This is a genomic window from Halorientalis salina, from assembly GCF_005049285.1.
Taxonomy (GTDB): Archaea; Halobacteriota; Halobacteria; order Halobacteriales; family Haloarculaceae; genus Halorientalis; species Halorientalis salina.
The window spans coordinates 290,745-309,445 of record NZ_SOSC01000001.1 but is presented as its reverse complement, the minus strand read 5'-3'; the positions used below and the strand labels follow the sequence as shown (position 1 = coordinate 309,445).

The window sequence follows — 18,701 nt, the reverse complement described above, 5'->3', positions numbered from 1 at the left end:
CCCGACGGCCGATTGGACGTGTATGAAGCTCCGAACGCTCGCTGCTGGAGCCCTTGGGGGTATCGGTCTCACCGCGGGAGCGAACAGGCTACTGACGCGCCGCGCCGGCGACGCACCGCGGCCGCTCGACGGCAGGCAGGGCCAGTACCGCTGGCGCGGGTTCGACGTCAGTTACACCGAGGCCGGCGACCCCGACGCCCACGACCTCGTTTTGTTCCACGGCGTCAACGCCGCCGGGAGCAGCTACGAGTTCCGGGAGATCTTCGACGCGCTCGCCGAGGACTTCCACGTCATCGCTCCCGACCTGCCCGGTTTTGGCCGGTCGGATCGGCCGCCGCTCATGTACTCCGGGTCGCTGTACACCACCTTCGTCGAGGACTTCCTCTCTGCGATGGCCGACGAGCCAACGGTCATCGCCTCCTCGCTCTCGGGAGCCTACGTCGGCGTCGCTGCCCAGTCGGTCCCCGTCAGGGAACTCGTTCTCGTCTGTCCGACCGCCGAGACGATGCCCGGTCGCCGGGTGTGGCTGCGGTCGCTGTTTCGCTCCCCGCTGGTGGGGAAGGCGCTGTTCAACGCCGTCGCCAGCAAGCCGTCGATCCGACACTTCAACGCCGACCACGGCTACTACGACGAGGCCAACATCACGGACGAACTGGTCGACTTCCAGTGGCGGACAGCCCATCAACCGGGCGGCCGGTTCGCCGTCGCCTCCTTTATCAGCGGCTTCCTCGACCTCGACGTTGACCTGGGAGCGGTCCTGTCGACGGTCGACGCGCCCGTCACCATCGTCTGGGGGCGGCAGGCCGAGATCACGCCGGTCGAATCCGGGAAGGAACTGGCGAAGGACGCAAACGCGCGGCTCATCGTCTTCGACGAGTCGGACCTCCTTCCCCACGCCGAACACGGCGCGCAGTTCGTTCGCCAGGTCGTCCGCGGCGAGGGACTCGGGTCGATGACCGAGATCGAGATCGAAGCGGTTGGCGGCGAGGACGCCACGACGCAGGAATGAACCGCTGGAGGAGTCGCCTGGTCGGCATCGTGGCCGCCGGTGCCGGCGTCGCCGTCCCCGTCGCGCTCGGGACGCCGCTGGTCGCCATCGGCCTCTCCCCGATATTCGGGGTCACCGCCTGGCTGCTCGCCCGGTATCACGTTCTGGTGCCCGAGACCGACTCGTGGGCGACCCAGCGCTGGAACGCACTCTGGACGCTGGTCATCGTGTCCGGCGTGTTCGCCGTCCAGAACGACAGCATCGGAGTGCCGATAGAAGCAGGAATCGCGCTCAGCCTGGTGGTCGGCGGCGTCGCGTTTGCCTCGTTCCTCCTCGGAATCGTCGTGGCGAGGGAAGCCGCCGGCGATGACGCGCCGACGCCGCTGGTCACCGACTAACGCGGCTCGAAGACGATCAGTCGTTCCTCGTTCGTCACTGTCTCGCCGACGCCGATTCCGACGACGTCGCCTGTTTCGACGTCCTCGGGCTCTGCGTCCCTGATCTGACCCGTCACCGATACCGGTCCGAAATCGGCGATCGCGGTCACGTAGGGCGCGTCGTCCTCGAACTGCGGCGTCGGGACCGTGACCGTCGTGTGGGTCGTGATCTCCCCGGAATCGGGGAGCGGTTCCTCGGAGATGTCCTGGGAACCGCACTGCGGGCAGGCCAGTCGCGGTGGGAGCGAGCCGTGCCCGTTGTCACACTCGATGTAGTAGCCCTCGCCCTCGGCGATGGCGTCCAGCAGGTCGTCGTACTTGTCGTCACGTGCGTCAGTCATTCTTGTACCTCCAAGACGTGAACGGTCGCACTCGCGACGGTGCCACCGGCGTTGTGCGCCAGGGCCGTCGTCGCGTCGGGCACGTCGTCGGCCCGCTGGTGGCGACCCTCCAGCAGTTTCGTGATCGAGACGACCTGTGCGGCCCCCGTCGCGCCGACGGGGTGGCCCTTGGCCTTCAGGCCGCCCGAGAGGTTCACCGGGAGGTCGCCGTGACGTGTCGTCTCGCCGCGTCCGGCCGCGCCGATGGCCTCGCCGACCTCGTAGAGGCCGAGGCCTTCCAGCGCCAGCACCTCGGCGATGGTAAAGCAGTCGTGGACCTCCAGGAAGTCGACGTCGTCCGGGCCGATCCCGGCGTCGGCGTAGGCCTCCTCGCCGGCGTCCTCGGTCGCTGGCGAGCGGGCGTGGTACTGCCGGTCCTGCAGCGCCATCTTGTCGCCGCCCTGGCCGGTGCCGGTGACGGCGACCGGCGCGTCGAGGTCGTGTTCCTCGGCGTACTCCTCGCTGGCGACGACCACTGCGCTCGCGCCATCGGTGATGGGACAGGAGTCGTAGAGGCCGAGCGGGTCGGCGATGATCGGCGCGTCGAGGGCGTCCTCGACGGTGATCTCCTGGCGCATCTGTGCGTGTTCGTTGGGCAGCGCGTGTTCGTGGTTCTTGACGGCGATCTCCGCGAGGTCCTCGCGGGACCCGCCGTGCTGTTCGAAGTACGCGCGGGCCATGAGCGCGTACGCGCCGGGGAACGTCATCCCGGCACGGATTTCGTAGAGGTCGTCGGCAGCGATAGAGAGCGCGTCGGTCGCACCGGCCGTTCCGATGTTGGTCATCCGCTCGGCACCACCGACGAGGACGAGGTCGGCCTCACCGTTGCGGACCGTCTTGACGGCTTCGCGGACGGCCACACCGCTGGAGGCACAGGCGGACTCGTAGCGCGTCGCGGGAACGTCGAGGCCGACCGCTTCGGCCATCAGCGGGCCCTGGTGACCCTGGTGTTCCGCCAGTTCGCCCATGAAGTTGCCGTAGTAGAGCGCTTCGACGTCGTCGGGGTCGGCGCCCGCGTCGTCGAGCGCGGCCAGGCCCGCTTCGGCGAACATGTCTCGCCCCGTCCGTTCGGGGTGTTTGCCGAAGTGGGTGAGGCCGATACCGGCTACACGTGGGTCTGACATCACTCACCGGTAGGGGTTGTTCTCCTTATAGGCTTGCCGATGCCGCATGATGTCTATTCACGTGGTACGTAGCTGTCACGAACTGGGATCCACCGTCGTGGGTTCGGTGGACTCACATTCCCATGTCGGCGGCCGGTTCCGGTACTGGGAGGTCGTGCGGTGACACGCCCAGCAGTTCCGCCGCGTGGTCGAGCGCCATGTCGAACCCGTAGTAGCGTTCGAGTTCGTCGCCGTCGGCCGACGGTCGAACCTTGAGCATGGCGTACCCCTCGACGTTCTGGGCGATGGCGGCCGTCGCACCGTCCCGCTCGAAGTCGAGTCGGCGCTCGGTTTCGGTCTCGTAGTAGCGTGCGGTGATGCCCTGGTCGGTCACTTCGGCGTCCGTCATTATCGGGGGTACGGACCCAATCGGGTCGTACCTGTCGGTCTCCGCCATTCGCACTCCCGTCCTGACTGCTGCCCCGGGCTCTCGTCACTGGGTGACCGTTCGAGACCGTGTCGTGCCACCGACCGACATATCCTTTCGCGTCAGCGCACAACTGTATGCATGGCCAGACAGACTGACGTGCTCGTCGTCGGCGGCGGGGCGACCGGCGTCGGCATCGTTCGCGACCTCGCACTTCGTGACGTCGACGTCACGCTCGTCGAACGCGGCGGGCTGTCGGCCGGAACGTCCGGCCGCTCGCACGGCCTGCTCCACAGTGGTGCCCGCTATGCCGAGTCCGACCAATCGGGGGCGGCGGAGTGCATCGAGGAGAACCGAATCCTGCGTGACATCGCCGGCGCGTCCATCCGGGACACTGGTGGGTTGTTCGTCCAGCTGGACGCCGACGACCCCGCATATTTCGAACGCAAGCGCCGCGCCTGTGAAGACGTGGGGATTCCGACCGATGTGATCGACGGGGCGGCGGCCCGGGAACTGGTTCCGGACCTGGCCGACACGGTCGAGCGCGTGATGGAAGTGCCGGACGCCGTGGTGTACCCGTCCCGACTGGTCGCGGCCAACGCCGTGGACGCACGCGACCACGGTGCGAACGTCCTGACTCACGCGCCGGTCGAGGGAGTACGCGTCGAACGCGGGTCCGTTGTGGCGGTCACGGTCGGCGGTCGCGTCGACGACACCATCGAACCGTCGTGCGTCGTGAACGCGGCGGGGGCGTGGGCCGGAGAGATCGCGGCGATGGCCGGGCTGGACGTTCGGATGTGTCCCACGAAGGGAGTGATGGTTTCCGTCGAGTACGACGGGCTCGACCCCGTTCTCAACAGGTGTCGGCCGCCCAGCGACGGCGACATCGTCCTGCCCCACGACGGCGAGGTCGTCCTCGGAACGACCAGCGAGGCCGTCGGCGATCCTGACGAGTACAGCCAAACTGACGCGGAGATCGAGCGGGTCGTCGCCGAGTGTGCCGAGATGCTCCCCGCCGTCGCAGAAGCGACACAGCGGCGGACCTGGTGGGGCGTCAGGCCGCTCTACGAACCGGACGAGGTCGACCGCGAGGAACGCGCCATCTCGCGCGATTTCGTCCTCCTCGACCACGCCGAGGACGGCGTCGAGAACGCCGCGGCCATCGTGGGTGGGAAGCTGACTACGTACCGGCAGATGGCCGAAGCCACGGCCGATCTCGTGTGCGACCGCCTGGGCGTGGATGCGGTCTGCCGGACCGCAGACGAGCAACTCCCGGGATCTGATGACCCCGACCGACTCGACGAGTTCGTCGCGGAGTTCGACGGGCAGGGTCCCTCCGACGAGGACGTGGTGTCCGGTCGCTCCTGAAACAGACTCGTCCCCTCAGCGTCTCGACGGCAGCTACGATCCACGAAGTCGGGGCCGAATTTATTACCGCAAGCTCTCATATCCGAACCAGGATGAGTTTCCGGGAGATCATCGAGTCCGTCAACGGCTCGCGGTCCACCGTGACGCTGTTCAACCTGGACGCGCCGCCGTCTGCCGTCGAGCAGGTCGCGAGCTATCTCGAGCCCCAGCAGGTGCGATTTACGCGGGACACATCCGAGAAGGGGCGGCCCGCGAACTTCGTGGTCCTCCACGATGACGGTGACTTCGTCGCGGCCTCCGACTTCGCGGACGTGTACGAACACGTCGACATCGAGGGCGGGCTCCACAGGAGGCAGGACCTCGACTTCGAGTACCCGGAGGTACTGGGTCACATCGACAACACCACGTTCTCGGAGTTCGGCAAACGGCGGATGATCATCGCGTCCCGTGAAATCGAAAAGCGGGCCTGGGATGCCGGCCGGGGAACCCTTTACACCGGGTTCCAGCGCCTCTCGCTCGTCGCGAGCCAGGAGCGAATCTACCGGAAACTCGGCGAGAGTCCGGTCGAAACCCACGTCTACGGCCTGCCGAACGCGGACGTTCCCGACAGCGTCGACGTACACGTCCACGGCATCGACGACGAGGAAATCGGCCGGTCGTGGTTCGTGCTGTACGACGGCGACGGTGACGACGACGAGAAGTGCGGCCTGCTGGCCGAAGAGGTCGGCCCGAACGTGTACAGCGGCTTCTGGACCTATCGCGCCGATTTCGTCGACGAGATGCTGGCGTACCTCACCGAGACGTACCACGTGGAGTGACACGCGACCGACCGGAATGGAAAGACCCGTATCGGCGGCGTTCCGCTCGTTCGATATGACCCGGTGGCTCCAGAGCGGGACTCGTCGCGACATCTGCGTCCTCATTGCGGGCGCGGACGACGGGGAACTCCCGGCACAGAAACTCAAGACACGACTCGAACGGCACTACGACACCCGTATCGAACCCAAGCGGTTCTACGGGTCGATCGAGGACCTCGAACGGAAGGGGTTCCTCGACTCCAGAACCGAGGGGTTGACCGACGTGTACTCGCTGACCGAGGCCGGCCAGCGCCGGCTCCGAGACCACTACGAGTGGCTGCAAGACCGGTTAGAGGGCTGAAACACGAAGGTCGTCGCGACGCACGTTCACGTCGGGGCCGTCGAGGAGCACCCGACCGTGAAACACTCGACGATCCAGACGGCGGTGAAAAGGGCACTGAAAAAGAGGACCGTCACGACCGAGACGACGAGTACTCGGCGTATCCGACCGCTGACAAGGGCGCTTTTTCGCCCGCCCAGCCACCGACAACAGAGATACGCGGGTACGGCGAACCCGTTGAGAAACGGGACCGCTACGACGAGTCGCCAGCCGGCCGCGTTCGGTCGCCAGGACGTTCGCAGGCGGACGTATCGCAGATCGAAATGGACCGCCACCGGAATCACGACGAACGACAGTAACGCGACCGCTCCCGCGACCGATCCCGGCAGGCTGAGGAGCAAAAACATGGCCACGAACAGCGCTTCGCCGGCCACGACGGCGTAGAAACTCCGCCCGTTCCCCAAGAAGCCGTCCGGTTCCCGGTTCTGGTCGGCCCCGCACTCCGGGCAGTACGCATCGTCGGAGCCCACTGTCGCGTCACAGTCCCAGCAGTCTCGCGTCTCGACGTCCGAGTGACCAGTCATGTGCTCGCTCGCCGTCCGACTGGTTCCGACTCGTGTCAGATAACAGTGCCGTCTGTCGCGGGCTCACTCCAGGAGCTGCTGGCCGATCGTGTTCCGCAGGACCTCGCTGGTCCCCTCGTAGATCTCGTTGAGCTTCGCGTCCCTGTAGAACCGTTCGGCGGGGAAGTCCTTGGTGTAGCCGTAGCCGCCGTGGATCTGGATGCCCTCGTTTGCGACCTCCCGTGAGATCTCGGAGGCGTAGAGCTTGGCCTGTGCGGCCTCCTTGATGAAGTTCTCGCCGCGGATCTTCTTGTCGGCGGCGTCGTGCATGAGCAGACGGGCCGCGCGGATCTTCGTGTCCATGTCGGCGAGTTTGTGCTGGATGGCCTGGAACTCGCCGATGGCCTGGCCGAACTGCTCGCGGTCGCCGGCGTACTTGGCGGCCTCGTCGATGGCTGCCTGGGCGATCCCGACCGATCGGGCAGCGATGGTGATGCGACCGCCGTTGAGCGTCTTCAGGGCGTGGACGAAGCCAGCGCCCTCCTCGTCGAGCAGGCGGTCCTCGGGGATCCGCATCTCGTCGAAGCGCAGTTCCGCGGTGGGACAGCCCTTGTCACCGAGTTTCTCCTCGGTGCCCTCGACGATGAAGCCGTCGTCCTCCTCGGGCCGGACGATAAAGGAGGAGATGCCCTTGTTGCCGGCGTCGGGGTCGGTCTTGGCGAAGAGCGTGACGGTGTCGGCGACCGAACCGTTCGAGATCCAGAGCTTGTTCCCGTTGACGACGTACTCGTCGCCGTCCTTCTCGGCGGTGGTCTCCATGGCGGGCACGTCAGAGCCCGCACCGGGCTCGGAAAGCGCGAAGGCCCCGATGTCCTCGCCCTCGGCCAGCGGCGTCAGGTACTCTTCTTTCTGCTCGTGGTCCCCGAACTCGTAGACCATGTTGCCCGCGAGGCTGATGTGGGCGGCGACGATGGTGCCGAGTCCCCCGGAGCCACGGGAGATCTCTTCGAGCGCCATCGGATAGGCGTGGTAGTCCAGTCCCGCGCCGCCGTACTCCTCGGGGAAGGGCATCCCCATCAGGCCGAGTTCGGCGAGTTCGTCGACGAGGTCCCAGGGGAACTCGTCTTTCTTGTCGATCTCGGCGGCCCGCGGCTTGACCTCGTCGTCGACGAAGTCGGACACCATGTCCTTGATCTGGCGCTGTTCCTGCGTGAGCGATAGGTCCATACCAGCTAGTGTCGGTCAGTCGTTCCTTTACTTTTCGCATTGGGACGTTCGAAGGCAATCGCCGTCCCGACTCGTCCGGGGGCAGTCACCGAACCGTCACCGTGGCCCATTCGACCGAGAGGGAAACAGTCGTCTCGGACCTGGGGACGCGCTGTCGGCGTCGGGCGTCTCTGCGGGAGAAGGTTTAACCGTCCGTGTTCCAACCGTTGTTCCAATGACGATACATCGACGGCAGTTCCTCCGGGCGGCAGGCGTCGGTGCGGTCGCGGGACTGGCTGGGTGCTCGCTTCCGGGGAGCAGAGGGTCGCAATCGGGGACGGTCGGTGACGGCGAACTCGTCCTCGCGACGACGACGAGCACGTTCGATACGGGACTGCTCGGCGAACTCAATCCCGCCTTCGAGGACACGTACGGGATGACGATGAAGACGATTCCGAAGGGTACGGGTGCGAGCCTCAGGACGGCCCGGGACGGTGACGCGGACGTCATCCTCGTGCACGCACGCAACGCCGAGGACGAGTTCATGCAGGACGGGTACGGCGTGAACCGACGGGACGTGATGTTCAACGACTTCGTCGTCGTCGGCCCCGAATCCGACCCGGCGGGCATCGACGGAATGGAAAGCGCCACGGAGGCGTTCCGGACGATCTCCCAGGAGCAAGCGACGTTTCTCTCTCGCGGCGACGACTCCGGGACGAACAAGAAGGAACGCATCGTCTGGGACGAGGCCGGCGTCGAGCCCAGCGGGCAGTGGTACCGCGCCGTCGGGAAGGGAATGGGTGATACGCTCGTCCAGGCGAGTCAGAGCAGCGCATATACCATCGCCGACCGCGGGACGTACCTCTCGATGCAGGACGAGATCGACCTCACGATCCACGTTCAGGGGCCGCTTCAGGACGGTCCGGTCATCCTGAAGAACCCCTACGGCGTGATGGCAGTCAATCCCGGCCAGTACGAGGACGTGAACTACGAGGGCGCGATGGCGTACATCGGATTCCTGACCAGTCAGCGGGGCCAGTCGATGATCGCGGACTACACGGCGAACAATTCGCAGTTGTTCTTCCCGAACGCGATCTCGGAGGAGCCGAACCTCGGGCAGTACGTCCCGCAGGGGTACTCCGCACAGCAGGCGGACAGTCTCACACGGGCCGACAGGCAGTACCTCTACTGGGTCGACGAACAGGTGCCGGCGGACTACTGAACAGATATGTTCCTGCAGGTGCTGCCGGACGGCGGTTGGGCGTACGTTTTGAGCGTCGTGATCGTCTCGCTGTACGTCAGCGTCACGGCCGTCGGCCTGAGTACGCTGGTCAGCCTCCCTGTCGCGCTCGTGCTCGGATTCACCGACTTTCCGGGCAAACGGGTGGTGACGGCCGTCGTCAACACCGGGATGGGCTTCCCGAGCGTGGTGGTCGGGCTGGTCGTACTGATGGCGATCTCGAACAGCGGCCCGCTCGGGTCGCTCGACCTGGCGTTCACGCCGACCGCCATGATCGCATCGCAGTTCGTGCTCGCGACGCCGGTCATCATGAGCATCAGTCTCTCCGCGGTCGAGGGCGTCGGCCAGCCGGTCCGCGACGCCGCGTACGCCATGGGCGGGACGAAGGCGGACGTGGGGCTCGTCGTCATCAAGGAGGCCCGGTACGGCATCGTGACCGCGGTGCTGGCGGGCTTCGGCCGCGCCATCAGCGAGGTCGGATCGATCCTCATCGTCGGCGGGAACATCGTCTACAGCGACGGGCAGTCCTACACCCGGACGCTCACGACCGCGATAACCGTCGAAGCGCGCCAGGGCCGCTACGAGATCGGGCTCGTCCTGGGGGCGATCCTCCTGGTGCTGGTCCTCGGAATCAACGGTCTCGGATCGTGGCTCCGGAGCAAAGGCCGGGGACGGGGTGCGTCGTGACGCTGCGCGCGAGCGGCGTGTCGGTCGCGTTCGACGGACAGTCAGTTTTAGAAGACGTAACGCTCGGCGTCGACCCGGGTGAGGTCCTCACGGTCGTCGGCCCCTCCGGAACCGGCAAAACCACGCTTCTGCGCGCGCTCGCCATGTTCCAGCGTCCGGACGATGGGACCGTCGAGTGGACCGGCGACGACGTCTGGGCGCTCCCCGACGAGGACCGACTGGCCGTCCGCCGGCGACTGAGCATGGTGTTTCAGGAACCGAGCCTGTTCAACGCGCGGGTGGCCGAGAACGTGGGATACGGGCTCCGGATCCGTCGCTCGTGGCGCGACCGGATCGGGGAGCGACTCCGCACCCTCCTCGGCAACTCGTCAGTACCCGAGTCCGTCCACGACTCGCTCGAAACGGTGGGACTCACCGAGAAGGCCGAGCAGAACGCGCTGGCGCTCTCCGGCGGCGAGGCCCAGCGGGTCGCGTTCGCACGGGCGCTGGCGGTCGACCCGACCGTCGTGTTGCTCGACGAACCCACGTCGAACCTCGACCCGCGGAACACGGCCGTTCTGGAGAACGCGGTCGACCGAGCGCGCGACCGGGGCGTCGGCGTCGTCGTCGCGACCCACGACATGCACCAGGCACGGCGTCTCTCCGACCGCGTGGCCTTCCTCTACGACGGGACTGTGGTCGAATCCGGCCCGCCGGAGCAGGTGTTCGAGGACCCGGAGGACTGGCGGACCGCGGCGTTCGTCGCCGGCGAACTGCTGTACGAGTCCGATTCGGGACGGCCGATGGCCGCACAGTCCCCGTGACGGTCGGGATTCGCCGGAGGTACCGAGTCGGAAACCCTTACCCGCCCGGCAGTCCTCGGCGTCGGTACGAATGTCTCCGACGCTATCCGAACTGCAGGACGTACTCGACTGGGAGGCGATCGTCGTCCTCCAGGCACTCGACGACCGCGACGGTGCGACGGTCGAGACCGTCGTGACGGCCACGGACATCGACCGGGACCCCGTCGAAAACCGGATCCGACAACTCGACACGCTCGGGTTGATCACCGAGGTCGACGAGCGCGAGGGCGAGTGCTACGACGTCACCGGTGTGGGACACGGCGCGATCGGCGAGGGACTGTACGACGACTACGACCTCGTCGGCGACGCCGATCTGGACGAACTCGCCGAGCAGGTCGCGGAACTGCTCGATCGACGGGACACGCTGGCCGAGGAACTCGATGCCCTGCGCGACGACGCCGAGGAGGTCCGGACGCGGGCCGAACGACAGTTCGGCGACCGGGAGGACGTGGCCGAGGAGTTCGAATCGCTCCAGTCCGACATCGATCGACTCACCGACGCCCTCTCGGAGACGTAGCGGCTCGTGTCAGCGTGGCGAAAACGCGAGGGCTATTTCCTGCTGGCGACCGTAAGATCGTTCATGAGCCGCCGACCAGGAGACCGCGACGACGACTCGTTCGAGGACGTGTTCCGGCTGATGGAACGAATCATCGAGGACATGACCGACAACGTCGACCGGATGATGGGACCGTACGGACACGTCGATTTCGACGTGCACCGGCGGGAGACACCACGTGGGGGCCAGCGCCGAGAATCAGCTACGGAGACTCACGTCGACGTACAGGCGGACGACGACGAGATTCGGGCCGTCGCGGACCTTCCCGGCGTCGTGGAAGCCGACATCGAGGTCCGATGCGACGGTCGCGTGCTGTCGATCGCGGCATCGGGTGACCGCCGCGAGTACGACGAGCGGATCCGACTCCCGGCCGCGGTCGACGAAGGGGCCGCCACAGCCACGTACAACAACGGCGTCCTCGAGGTTACGCTCCCGCGGGACGACACCGATGGGACCCAGATTCAGGTCGAATAGTCGTCGGTCGGTCGGGACGTGACCGTCACTCCTCGTACTCGTAGAACCCGCGGCCGGACTTTTTCCCCAGGTCGCCGGCTTCGACCTTCCGTTTGAGCAGGTACGGCGGCTGGTAGCGGTCGCCGAGTTCGGTGTGTAACGTCTCCATGGCGTCGAGGCAGATGTCCAGCCCGATGTGGTCGGCGAGCGTGAGTGGCCCCATCGGGACGTTGGTACCCAGCGTCATCCCCTGGTCGATGTCCGCCTTCGAGGCGACGCCCTCGTCGAACGCCCGGATGCCCTCCGCGAGCCAGGGCATCAGGATGCGGTTCGTGACGAAGCCGGGTTTGTCGTCGGACTCCCAGGTTGTCTTGCCCATCGAGTCGGCGAGTTCGTGGGCCAGGTCGACGACCTCGGGGTCGGTCTTCTCGCCGACGACGAGTTCGACGCCCTCCATCAGCGGGACGGGGTTCATGAAGTGCAACCCGACGACCCGACCGGGTCGGTCGGTGGCGCTGGCGATGGACGTGATCGAGAGCGTGCTGGTGTTCGTCGCCAGCACGGTCTCGGCCGGCGTGACCTCGTCTAAGTCGGCGAAGACGTCCTGCTTGACGTCCATGTTCTCGACGACCGCCTCGACGACGAACTCGCAGTCGGCCAGGGCATCGAGGTCGGTCGTGCCGGTGATGCGCTCGCGGGCCGCATCGGCTGCTTGTTGGTCCATCTCGTCTTTCTCGACGAACCGCGAGAGGCTGTCCTCGATCCCGGCGATCCCCTCGTCGACCAGTTCCTGTTCGATGTCGCGCATCACGACCTCGTAGCCGTTGACTGCTGCGACCTGCGAGATCCCGTGGCCCATCGTTCCCGCACCGACCACGCCGATCGTGTCGATGTCGTCGACTCCGTGCATGCTTGGATTCTCCACGCGGTCCTGTGTAAGTATGGTGCCGACCGGAGTCGGCTGGAACCTGTGCCCGAGCGATCCTCCGTGGTCGCGGTTCCAGCGACCACAGCAGCCTTATAGTTAGTGACAGCCATCCCGCGCTCAATGGTTGTGGGGTTATTTGCAGCGAGAATCAGACCACTGCAAGCATGGCATCAATCGGGTCTGCAGCCGCGACCACCACGCCCCTCCAAACGACCCAGGCTGACGTTCTGTCCGAGATACGGAACGATGTCGTGCTGAGTTCCTCGCTGTGGGCCAACATCGCGCTGGCCGGGGTTTCGATCCTCCTGTTCGTGTACATGGGCCGCCGTGTCTCGGCCCCGCGCGCTCGCTTCATCTGGGGGGCGACGCTGCTGATCCCCCTCATCTCCCTCGCGAGCTACCTCGGCCTGCTTTCGGGCCTGACGGTCGGCGTCGTCGAACTCCCGCCGGGTCACGCGCTCGCGGGCGAGGAAGTGCTCAGCCAGTGGGGCCGGTATCTCACGTGGACGCTGTCGACGCCGATGATCCTGCTCGCGCTCGGCCTCCTTGCGGACGTCGATGTCGGGAGCCTCTTTACGGTCATCGCCGCCGACATCGCGATGTGTGTGACTGGACTGGCGGCCGCGCTGGTCACGTCGTCGTACCTGTTCCGGTGGGCCTTCTACGCGATCAGCTCCGCGTTCTTCCTCGTCGTTCTCTATGCGCTACTGGCGGAATGGCCAGCGGCCGCGGCCGACGCCGGAGCCGGCGAGATATTCGGGACGCTCCGTTCGTTGACCGTCGTCCTGTGGCTCGGGTATCCCCTCGTCTGGGCCGTCGGTGTCGAGGGGTTGGCGCTCGTCGAGTCGGTCGGCCTCACCTCGTGGGGGTACTCCGTTCTCGACATCTTCGCGAAATACGTGTTCGCGTTCCTGTTATTGCGATGGGTCGCCGCGAACGAGTCGACGGTCGCCGCCCGGACCGCTCGATCCGGGACTGACCCGACCGCGACTGACGATTGAGTGCCCGACCGAGCCGGCGAAAATCGGCAGTGGTCAGCGACGGTTGGCCGGTGCTGTCGACGGTGGCTCGAAGCGTCCGAGCTCCATCCCAGAAATCGAAACTCGAATCTCGATAAATATCTGGCCAGGAGGGTCCAACAAGATTATTAGCGAACGTGGGGGAGCAACTGGTGTAATGATCCCTATCGACGACAGCCCGCTGACCCGGGACGGGAAGGTGCTGATCCTGGCGTACGACCACGGGCTCGAACACGGCCCGGTCGACTTCGAGGACGTGCCCGAGAGCGCGAACCCAGAGCGCGTCTTCGACGTGGCGACCCACGACGCCGTCACCTCCCTCGCGGTCCAGAAGGGCATCGCCGAGGCCTACTATCCCTCCTACGAGGACGACGTGAACCTGCTCGCGAAGTTAAACGGCACGTCGAACCTCTGGCGGGGCGAACCGGACTCGGCGGTCAACTGGTCGGTCGACTACGCCCACGAGGTCGGTGCCGACTCCATCGGCTTCACCGTCTACGGCGGCTCGAACAACGAGATCGAGATGGTCGAGGAGTTCCGCGACGCCCAGGAGAAAGCGCGCGAGTACGACATGCCCGCCGTCATGTGGTCGTATCCGCGCGGCCAGGGCCTCCGGAACGCGAAGACGCCCGAATCGATCGCCTACTCCGCACGCCTGGGGCTCGAACTCGGGGCCGACGTGGCGAAGGTCAAATACCCGGGGAGTCAGGCGGCCATGGAGGAGACCGTCCGAATGGCCGGCAAGACGAAGGTCGTCATGTCCGGCGGCTCCAAGCGGTCCGACGAGGAGTTCCTCTCGAACGTCAAGTCCGTCATCGACGCCGGCGGTGCCGGATTGGCCGTCGGTCGAAACGTCTTCCAGCGTGAGAACCCCGAACGCCTCCTCGACGCCCTCGAGAAGGTCATCTTCGAGGAGACCTCGGTCGAAGCGGCGCTCGACGCCGCCGAGGCCGCTGCGCCGGAAGCCGAATGAGCGACGTCATCACGGCGGTCCTCGACGAAGTGACCGAGACGGCCCCGGAGATCCGGGCCGGGCTGACCGGCCGCCGCGAGTACCAGGCCGACGAGAACCCCTCGGGCGAGCAGATGCTGGCGGCGGACGTTCACGCCGACCAGCTCTTGGAGGAGCGCATCCTCGCCGTCGACGGCGTGGGAAGCTACGCCAGCGAAGAGCGCGACGAGATACAAGAGGCCGAGGAAGACGGCGACATCCACGTCGCCTGCGACCCGCTCGACGGGTCGTCGAACCTCAAATCGAACAACGTGATGGGGACCATCGTCGCCGTCTACGACGAACCCCTCCCGGCGCCAGGCCGGGCGCTCCGGGCCGCCGCCTACGTCCTGTACGGACCCATCACGAACATGGTCGTGGCACGGGACGACACCGTCACGGAGTACGTCATAGATTGCGAGACGCAGAACGCTCCGGGAACTGGCATCGAACGCCGGCCGGTCGACGGGGACGTGACGCTCCCCTCGGACCCGGTCGTGTACGGCTTCGGCGGGCGCGTCCCGGACTGGCCCGACGATTTCGCGTCCTACGTTCGCGACATCGAGCAGGAACTCAAACTCCGCTACGGCGGCGCAATGATCGGGGACGTGAGCCAGGTCCTCGAATACGGCGGGGTCTTCGCGTATCCCGCGCTCGAATCCGCGACGAACGGCAAACTCCGACTCCAGTTCGAGGGCAACCCCATCGGATACATCATCGAGTCGGCTGGTGGCCGCTCCTCGGACGGGTCCCAGTCGTTACTGGACGTCGAGCCGACCGAACTCCACCAGCGCGTCCCGGTCCACATCGGCAACGCCGACCTCATCGAGCGACTGGAAACCGCGCTGAGTGACTGACGACGGGCAGTCAGGAAAACTGAAGCTTCGTCTCGCCCCCATGCGCCCCGAACACGTCAGTCCGGATGGTTCGTTCGATGGGTTCCGGGGACACCGTGCGGTTTTGCCCGCCGTAGGCCGAGAGATCGAGGCTAACGGCGTAGTCGACGCGAACGGTCGTGGTCTGGTTGCGCCTGACGTGGCTGACCCACCACTCGTCGAGCCTGCCGTTGTCGACGACGAGTCGGGCGGTGACGTTGCGATGTGACCGGGGCGGGATGGCACTGAGGTCACGCGTCGATCCGTTGGCGACGGCGACGTCGTTCATTCCGACGTCGTACCGGACGCCCGTGATCGGGACGGCGTACGTTTTCGGATTGTAGACGCGCAGTCGGGTGTGGATCACCGTCCGGTTCGTCGTGACGTTCCCCCAGCGTGCCGTGGTTTCGTTGACGTACAGGACCGGGTCCGAGACGACGGCTCGGCTGGCGTTGACGGGGATGGTCTCTGACCGGTTGAACGTGGAAATGATGTCGGTTCGAACGGTCCGGTCGGTCACGCGGCGCGACACCGACCGGTCGAGGCGGCCCGACTCGACGGTGGCGTCGACGGTGAGGTTCGTCCGTTCGCCCCGACGAACGTGTGTGACCCACCACTCGTCGATACGGTCGTTTTCGAGGCCGGTTCGGACATCGACCGAGGAGTTCCCCGGGCCGAGCGACACGCCCGACCGCTGGCCGTCACCGACGGCAATCCCGTTCAAGAACACGGTGTGTGCTACGTCGGCCCGACGCAACGTGATCGGGAACGGGTTCGGATTGGTGACCGTTAGCTGGGACTGGACCTTCGTCGTCGTCTCGTTCGCGCCGACGAGGTGGTTGTCGATGGCGACCACCTGCGGCATCCCGAACACGCCGATGGCCGTCGCCGCGCCGACGAGAACGACGCTCGCTGCGAGGACCGCGACGACCGCTGCGAGGAGCGTTCCGGAGTCGCCGGACAGGAGTTCCCTGAAGTGACTGCCGGGCATCGGCTCACGTTCGACGGCCACGGGGAATCGACCTTCGACGCTTCAGGTTCGTTTTCGGCCGTAAGCGCGCCTTACCTGTCCAAGCCCCGAGGTAACCCGGAACCACAGTCAGTCCTGTCCCGTCGCTCCTCAGTCGTCGGCCGACAGTTCCTGTTCCGGGGCGGTCGAGACCACGGTTTCCAGCACGGAAGTGGGAGGTGTCACGACTGCCCGGTCCCGAAGCCGTTCGTACGCCGTCGAGCTCCTGTCGGACGCCCGGCCCGTTGCGGGATCGGACTCGACCGCGATCAGCTGGTCGGTATCGGCCGCTGCCTCCGCCACGGTCCCCGCCGGGTCCAGCGGTGGGTCGACCAGAACCGTCGCGGCCGCGGCTTCGATATGGTCGATCAGTCGCCGCTCGGTGTCGGCGTCGACCGTCCCGAACGGCGGGACGGACAGCGCCTCGATGGTCCGTCCGCGCGCGGTTTCGAGCGCGACGTCCCCGTCGGGAAGCGGGCCGACAGTTACGCTCAGTCCGGCTTCGTGCAGGCGAGCCAGGACAGTCGCAGCCACGGGACCGCTCCCTATCACGTGGACACGAGGGTCCCGGTCGGGTGGGTCCGTCATCGCGGTGACCGACGGCGTTCCCGTCACGGGGTCGGTGGCGACGGCCGTCGCGGTGTCGAACGCGTCGTCCAGATAGCGACTGTCGAGGACGGTCGCGGGGTCGCCGCTGGCCGCGACCGACCCGTTCGCGAGCAGAAAGAGCCGGTCGCAGAACCGGGCGGCCAGATCGAGGTCGTGGATGGCGGCGATGGCCGTTTTCCCTTCGGCGACCAGGTCGGCGACCAGCGAGAGGGTCCGGACCTGGTGGTTGATGTCCAGACTGGCAGTCGGCTCGTCGAGCACGAGCGCGGGCGTGTCCTGAGCGAGCGCGCGAGCCAGTAGTACCCGCTGTCGTTCCCCGCCGCTGATCGCTCGGATCGAGCGGTCGGCGAAGGCCGCGGTCTCGGTGCGTTCGAGCGCCGCCTCGACCTGCCGACGGTCCTCGCGGTAGTCCCCCCGACTCAGCCGGGACGCGTACGGGGTTCGGCCCATCTCGACGATGTCCCGCACGTCGAACTCGAAGCCGACGGTGGCCTCCTGGGGGACCGTTGCGACCCGTCGGCTGAGTTCTCGCGCCGACGCGTCACGAACGTCCAGCCCGCCGACAGTGACAGTGCCGGAGTCCGGAGCTAACACGCCGTTTATCGTCTGGAGGAGCGTCGTCTTCCCCGCGCCGTTCGGGCCGACCAACCCGACGAACTCCCCCTCCGAAACCGACGCGGAGACGGATTCCAGAACGGACTGGTCGCCACGCGTCACGCTTACGTCGTCGAGCGAGATCACAGCGCGTGCACCTCCCGGGTCCGGAGGAGATAGAGGAAGAAGGGCGCGCCCAGCGCGGCCGTGACGATGCCGACCGGTACCTCGGCCGGCCCCGAGCGGGCGAGGGTGTCGGTCGCGACCAGGAACGAGGCACCCGCGAGCGCGCTCGTCGGCAGCAGGACGCGGTGGTCGGGACCGACCAGCAGGCGCATCACGTGGGGCACGATGAGGCCGACGAACCCGATGACGCCCGCCACGGCGACGGCGGCAGCGGTCATGACGCTCGACAGCGCCAGGAGGAGTCGCTTGGTCCGCTCGACTTCGATGCCGAGGGTCCGGGCGTCGACTTCGCCCAAAAGGAGGACGTTGAGGTCGCGCGCGTACGCCAGCAGGACGGCGAACGCGAGCACAGCCAGCGGCAGCGTGAGTTCGACTTCGGCCCACGTCGAAGCGTGGAGGTGTCCCATCAGCCAGTAGACGGCTTGCCGGAGGCTTTCCCCGGCGTGCAACAGCATGTACGAAACCATTGCCCCCAGGAGCGTCTGGACCGCGACCCCCGCGAGCAGCAGGGTCGCGACTGGGGTCCGGCCCCCCTCGCTCGCGATGAGGTAGACACCGAACGCGGCCGCGAGCGCGCCGGCGAACGCGGCGGTCTGCAGCCCGAAGGGGAGCAAGAGCGGGAAGGCGATGGTGGCGACGGCACCGACGGCCGCGCCCGAGGAGACGCCGATGATGGAGGGGTCAGCCATCGGATTGCGGAAGAAGCCCTGCATCACGACGCCGGCCCCCGCCAGCGCGAAGCCGACGACGGCCGCCAGCGCGATGCGCGGGAGTCTGACCTGTCGGACGATGATCTCGCTCGACTGGGGCACCGAAAACGAGAACGGATAGGCGTAGGTGAGATCGAGGACCGGAACCGGGGCGGAGAGCCACAGTAGCCGCGTCGACTCGCTGGAGACGGCCAGGCCGGCCGGGACGCCGACGGCGTTGAGCGCGGCTTTCGCGACGACGAGCGGGGCGACGTCGACTGGCCCTATCGTCGCGCTGGCGAGCGTGACGGCGATCAACAGCACGAGGAGGCCGCTCGATAGCCCGGCCGTCCTGGCTCGCCTGTGCATGGCTTACAACCCTGGTTGCAGTATGCAAATATTTATTGGATACGG

22 protein-coding genes are annotated in these 18,701 nt (G+C 66.7%); 13 read left to right on the top strand and 9 right to left on the bottom strand.

Annotated elements, in window-relative coordinates:
* Nucleotides 1–22: 22 nt before the first annotated feature.
* Nucleotides 23–1,009, top strand: a complete 987-nt coding sequence (locus tag E2481_RS01675; protein ID WP_136715387.1) for an alpha/beta fold hydrolase — start codon at nucleotides 23–25, stop codon at nucleotides 1,007–1,009.
* The gene (locus E2481_RS01670; protein WP_136715386.1) at nucleotides 1,006–1,386 is read left to right on the top strand and encodes a hypothetical protein; all 381 of its coding nucleotides are present in this window, start codon (nucleotides 1,006–1,008) and stop codon (nucleotides 1,384–1,386) included. The genes E2481_RS01675 and E2481_RS01670 overlap by 4 nt, the downstream gene beginning before the upstream one ends.
* Here E2481_RS01670 and E2481_RS01665 read toward each other — a convergent pair.
* From E2481_RS01665 to E2481_RS01655, 3 genes are all read right to left on the bottom strand, one after another.
* Nucleotides 1,383–1,766 (bottom strand): Zn-ribbon domain-containing OB-fold protein, encoded by a 384-nt coding sequence (locus E2481_RS01665; protein WP_136715385.1) that lies wholly within the window; start codon nucleotides 1,764–1,766, stop codon nucleotides 1,383–1,385. The two genes, E2481_RS01670 and E2481_RS01665, sit on opposite strands and share 4 nt — an antisense overlap.
* The gene (locus E2481_RS01660) at nucleotides 1,763–2,929 is read right to left on the bottom strand and encodes a thiolase C-terminal domain-containing protein (RefSeq protein WP_136715384.1); all 1,167 of its coding nucleotides are present in this window, start codon (nucleotides 2,927–2,929) and stop codon (nucleotides 1,763–1,765) included. The genes E2481_RS01665 and E2481_RS01660 overlap by 4 nt, the downstream gene beginning before the upstream one ends.
* 112 nt (nucleotides 2,930–3,041) lie before the next feature.
* A complete protein-coding gene (locus E2481_RS01655) occupies nucleotides 3,042–3,317 on the bottom strand; it encodes a DUF7111 family protein (RefSeq protein WP_136715383.1) in 276 nt (91 codons plus the stop codon).
* 159 nt (nucleotides 3,318–3,476) lie between these two features.
* Here E2481_RS01655 and E2481_RS01650 point away from each other — a divergent pair, with 159 nt between their 5' ends.
* The 3 genes from E2481_RS01650 to E2481_RS01640 all read left to right on the top strand — a co-directional run bounded on the left by E2481_RS01650 (nucleotide 3,477) and on the right by E2481_RS01640 (nucleotide 5,861).
* Nucleotides 3,477–4,703, top strand: coding sequence for an FAD-dependent oxidoreductase (locus E2481_RS01650; RefSeq protein ID WP_136715382.1), 1,227 nt, complete (start codon nucleotides 3,477–3,479; stop codon nucleotides 4,701–4,703).
* Between the two features lie 92 nt (nucleotides 4,704–4,795).
* Nucleotides 4,796–5,521 (top strand): DICT sensory domain-containing protein, encoded by a 726-nt coding sequence (locus E2481_RS01645; RefSeq protein WP_136715381.1) that lies wholly within the window; start codon nucleotides 4,796–4,798, stop codon nucleotides 5,519–5,521.
* A gap of 55 nt (nucleotides 5,522–5,576) precedes the next feature.
* Nucleotides 5,577–5,861 carry a PadR family transcriptional regulator gene (locus E2481_RS01640; protein WP_136715380.1) on the top strand — a complete coding sequence of 95 codons (285 nt, stop codon included), beginning with the start codon at nucleotides 5,577–5,579 and terminating at the stop codon, nucleotides 5,859–5,861.
* 26 nt (nucleotides 5,862–5,887) lie between these two features.
* Here E2481_RS01640 and E2481_RS01635 read toward each other — a convergent pair whose 3' ends face one another.
* Together E2481_RS01635 and E2481_RS01630 are read right to left on the bottom strand one after the other, a co-directional pair.
* Nucleotides 5,888–6,424, bottom strand: coding sequence for a hypothetical protein (locus E2481_RS01635; protein ID WP_136715379.1), 537 nt, complete (start codon nucleotides 6,422–6,424; stop codon nucleotides 5,888–5,890).
* Between the two features lie 63 nt (nucleotides 6,425–6,487).
* Nucleotides 6,488–7,630 carry an acyl-CoA dehydrogenase gene (locus E2481_RS01630; protein ID WP_136715378.1) on the bottom strand — a complete coding sequence of 381 codons (1,143 nt, stop codon included), beginning with the start codon at nucleotides 7,628–7,630 and terminating at the stop codon, nucleotides 6,488–6,490.
* Nucleotides 7,631–7,844: 214 nt separating this feature from the next.
* Between E2481_RS01630 and E2481_RS01625 the strand changes: the two genes are divergently transcribed.
* The 5 genes from E2481_RS01625 (at nucleotide 7,845) to E2481_RS01605 (ending at nucleotide 11,408) form a co-directional block, all read left to right on the top strand.
* Nucleotides 7,845–8,831 (top strand): substrate-binding domain-containing protein, encoded by a 987-nt coding sequence (locus E2481_RS01625; protein WP_136715377.1) that lies wholly within the window; start codon nucleotides 7,845–7,847, stop codon nucleotides 8,829–8,831.
* 6 nt (nucleotides 8,832–8,837) lie between these two features.
* Entirely contained in the window at nucleotides 8,838–9,536 is a 699-nt protein-coding gene (locus E2481_RS01620) for an ABC transporter permease (RefSeq protein WP_136715376.1), read from the top strand.
* Entirely contained in the window at nucleotides 9,533–10,339 is an 807-nt protein-coding gene (locus tag E2481_RS01615; RefSeq protein WP_136715375.1) for an ABC transporter ATP-binding protein, read from the top strand. The genes E2481_RS01620 and E2481_RS01615 overlap by 4 nt, the downstream gene beginning before the upstream one ends.
* A gap of 70 nt (nucleotides 10,340–10,409) precedes the next feature.
* Complete coding sequence (locus E2481_RS01610) at nucleotides 10,410–10,895, top strand: keratin (protein WP_136715374.1); 486 nt, start codon at nucleotides 10,410–10,412, stop codon at nucleotides 10,893–10,895.
* 63 nt (nucleotides 10,896–10,958) lie between these two features.
* Nucleotides 10,959–11,408 (top strand): Hsp20/alpha crystallin family protein, encoded by a 450-nt coding sequence (locus tag E2481_RS01605; RefSeq protein ID WP_136715373.1) that lies wholly within the window; start codon nucleotides 10,959–10,961, stop codon nucleotides 11,406–11,408.
* 25 nt (nucleotides 11,409–11,433) lie between these two features.
* Here the strand turns inward: E2481_RS01605 and E2481_RS01600 are convergent, their stop codons facing one another.
* Nucleotides 11,434–12,297 carry a 3-hydroxyacyl-CoA dehydrogenase family protein gene (locus E2481_RS01600; RefSeq protein WP_136715372.1) on the bottom strand — a complete coding sequence of 288 codons (864 nt, stop codon included), beginning with the start codon at nucleotides 12,295–12,297 and terminating at the stop codon, nucleotides 11,434–11,436.
* 182 nt (nucleotides 12,298–12,479) lie between these two features.
* Here E2481_RS01600 and E2481_RS01595 point away from each other — a divergent pair, with 182 nt between their 5' ends.
* From E2481_RS01595 to E2481_RS01585, 3 genes are all read left to right on the top strand, one after another.
* Entirely contained in the window at nucleotides 12,480–13,316 is an 837-nt protein-coding gene (locus E2481_RS01595; protein ID WP_136715371.1) for a bacteriorhodopsin, read from the top strand.
* Nucleotides 13,317–13,491: 175 nt separating this feature from the next.
* Complete coding sequence (locus E2481_RS01590; protein WP_136715370.1) at nucleotides 13,492–14,307, top strand: class I fructose-bisphosphate aldolase; 816 nt, start codon at nucleotides 13,492–13,494, stop codon at nucleotides 14,305–14,307.
* Nucleotides 14,304–15,182, top strand: a complete 879-nt coding sequence (locus E2481_RS01585) for a class 1 fructose-bisphosphatase (RefSeq protein WP_136715369.1) — start codon at nucleotides 14,304–14,306, stop codon at nucleotides 15,180–15,182. The genes E2481_RS01590 and E2481_RS01585 overlap by 4 nt, the downstream gene beginning before the upstream one ends.
* Before the next feature lie 10 nt (nucleotides 15,183–15,192).
* On the opposite strand, the gene E2481_RS01580 is transcribed toward E2481_RS01585, so the two are convergent.
* The 3 genes from E2481_RS01580 to btuC form a co-directional block, all read right to left on the bottom strand.
* The gene (locus E2481_RS01580) at nucleotides 15,193–16,212 is read right to left on the bottom strand and encodes an LEA type 2 family protein (protein WP_136715368.1); all 1,020 of its coding nucleotides are present in this window, start codon (nucleotides 16,210–16,212) and stop codon (nucleotides 15,193–15,195) included.
* 108 nt (nucleotides 16,213–16,320) lie between these two features.
* Nucleotides 16,321–17,559 carry an ATP-binding cassette domain-containing protein gene (locus E2481_RS01575; protein ID WP_136715367.1) on the bottom strand — a complete coding sequence of 413 codons (1,239 nt, stop codon included), beginning with the start codon at nucleotides 17,557–17,559 and terminating at the stop codon, nucleotides 16,321–16,323.
* Nucleotides 17,556–18,656: a vitamin B12 ABC transporter permease BtuC gene (gene btuC, locus E2481_RS01570; RefSeq protein WP_136715366.1), complete on the bottom strand. Its 1,101-nt coding sequence runs from the start codon at nucleotides 18,654–18,656 to the stop codon at nucleotides 17,556–17,558. Before btuC ends, E2481_RS01575 begins: the two co-directional genes overlap by 4 nt.
* Nucleotides 18,657–18,701 lie beyond the last annotated feature (45 nt).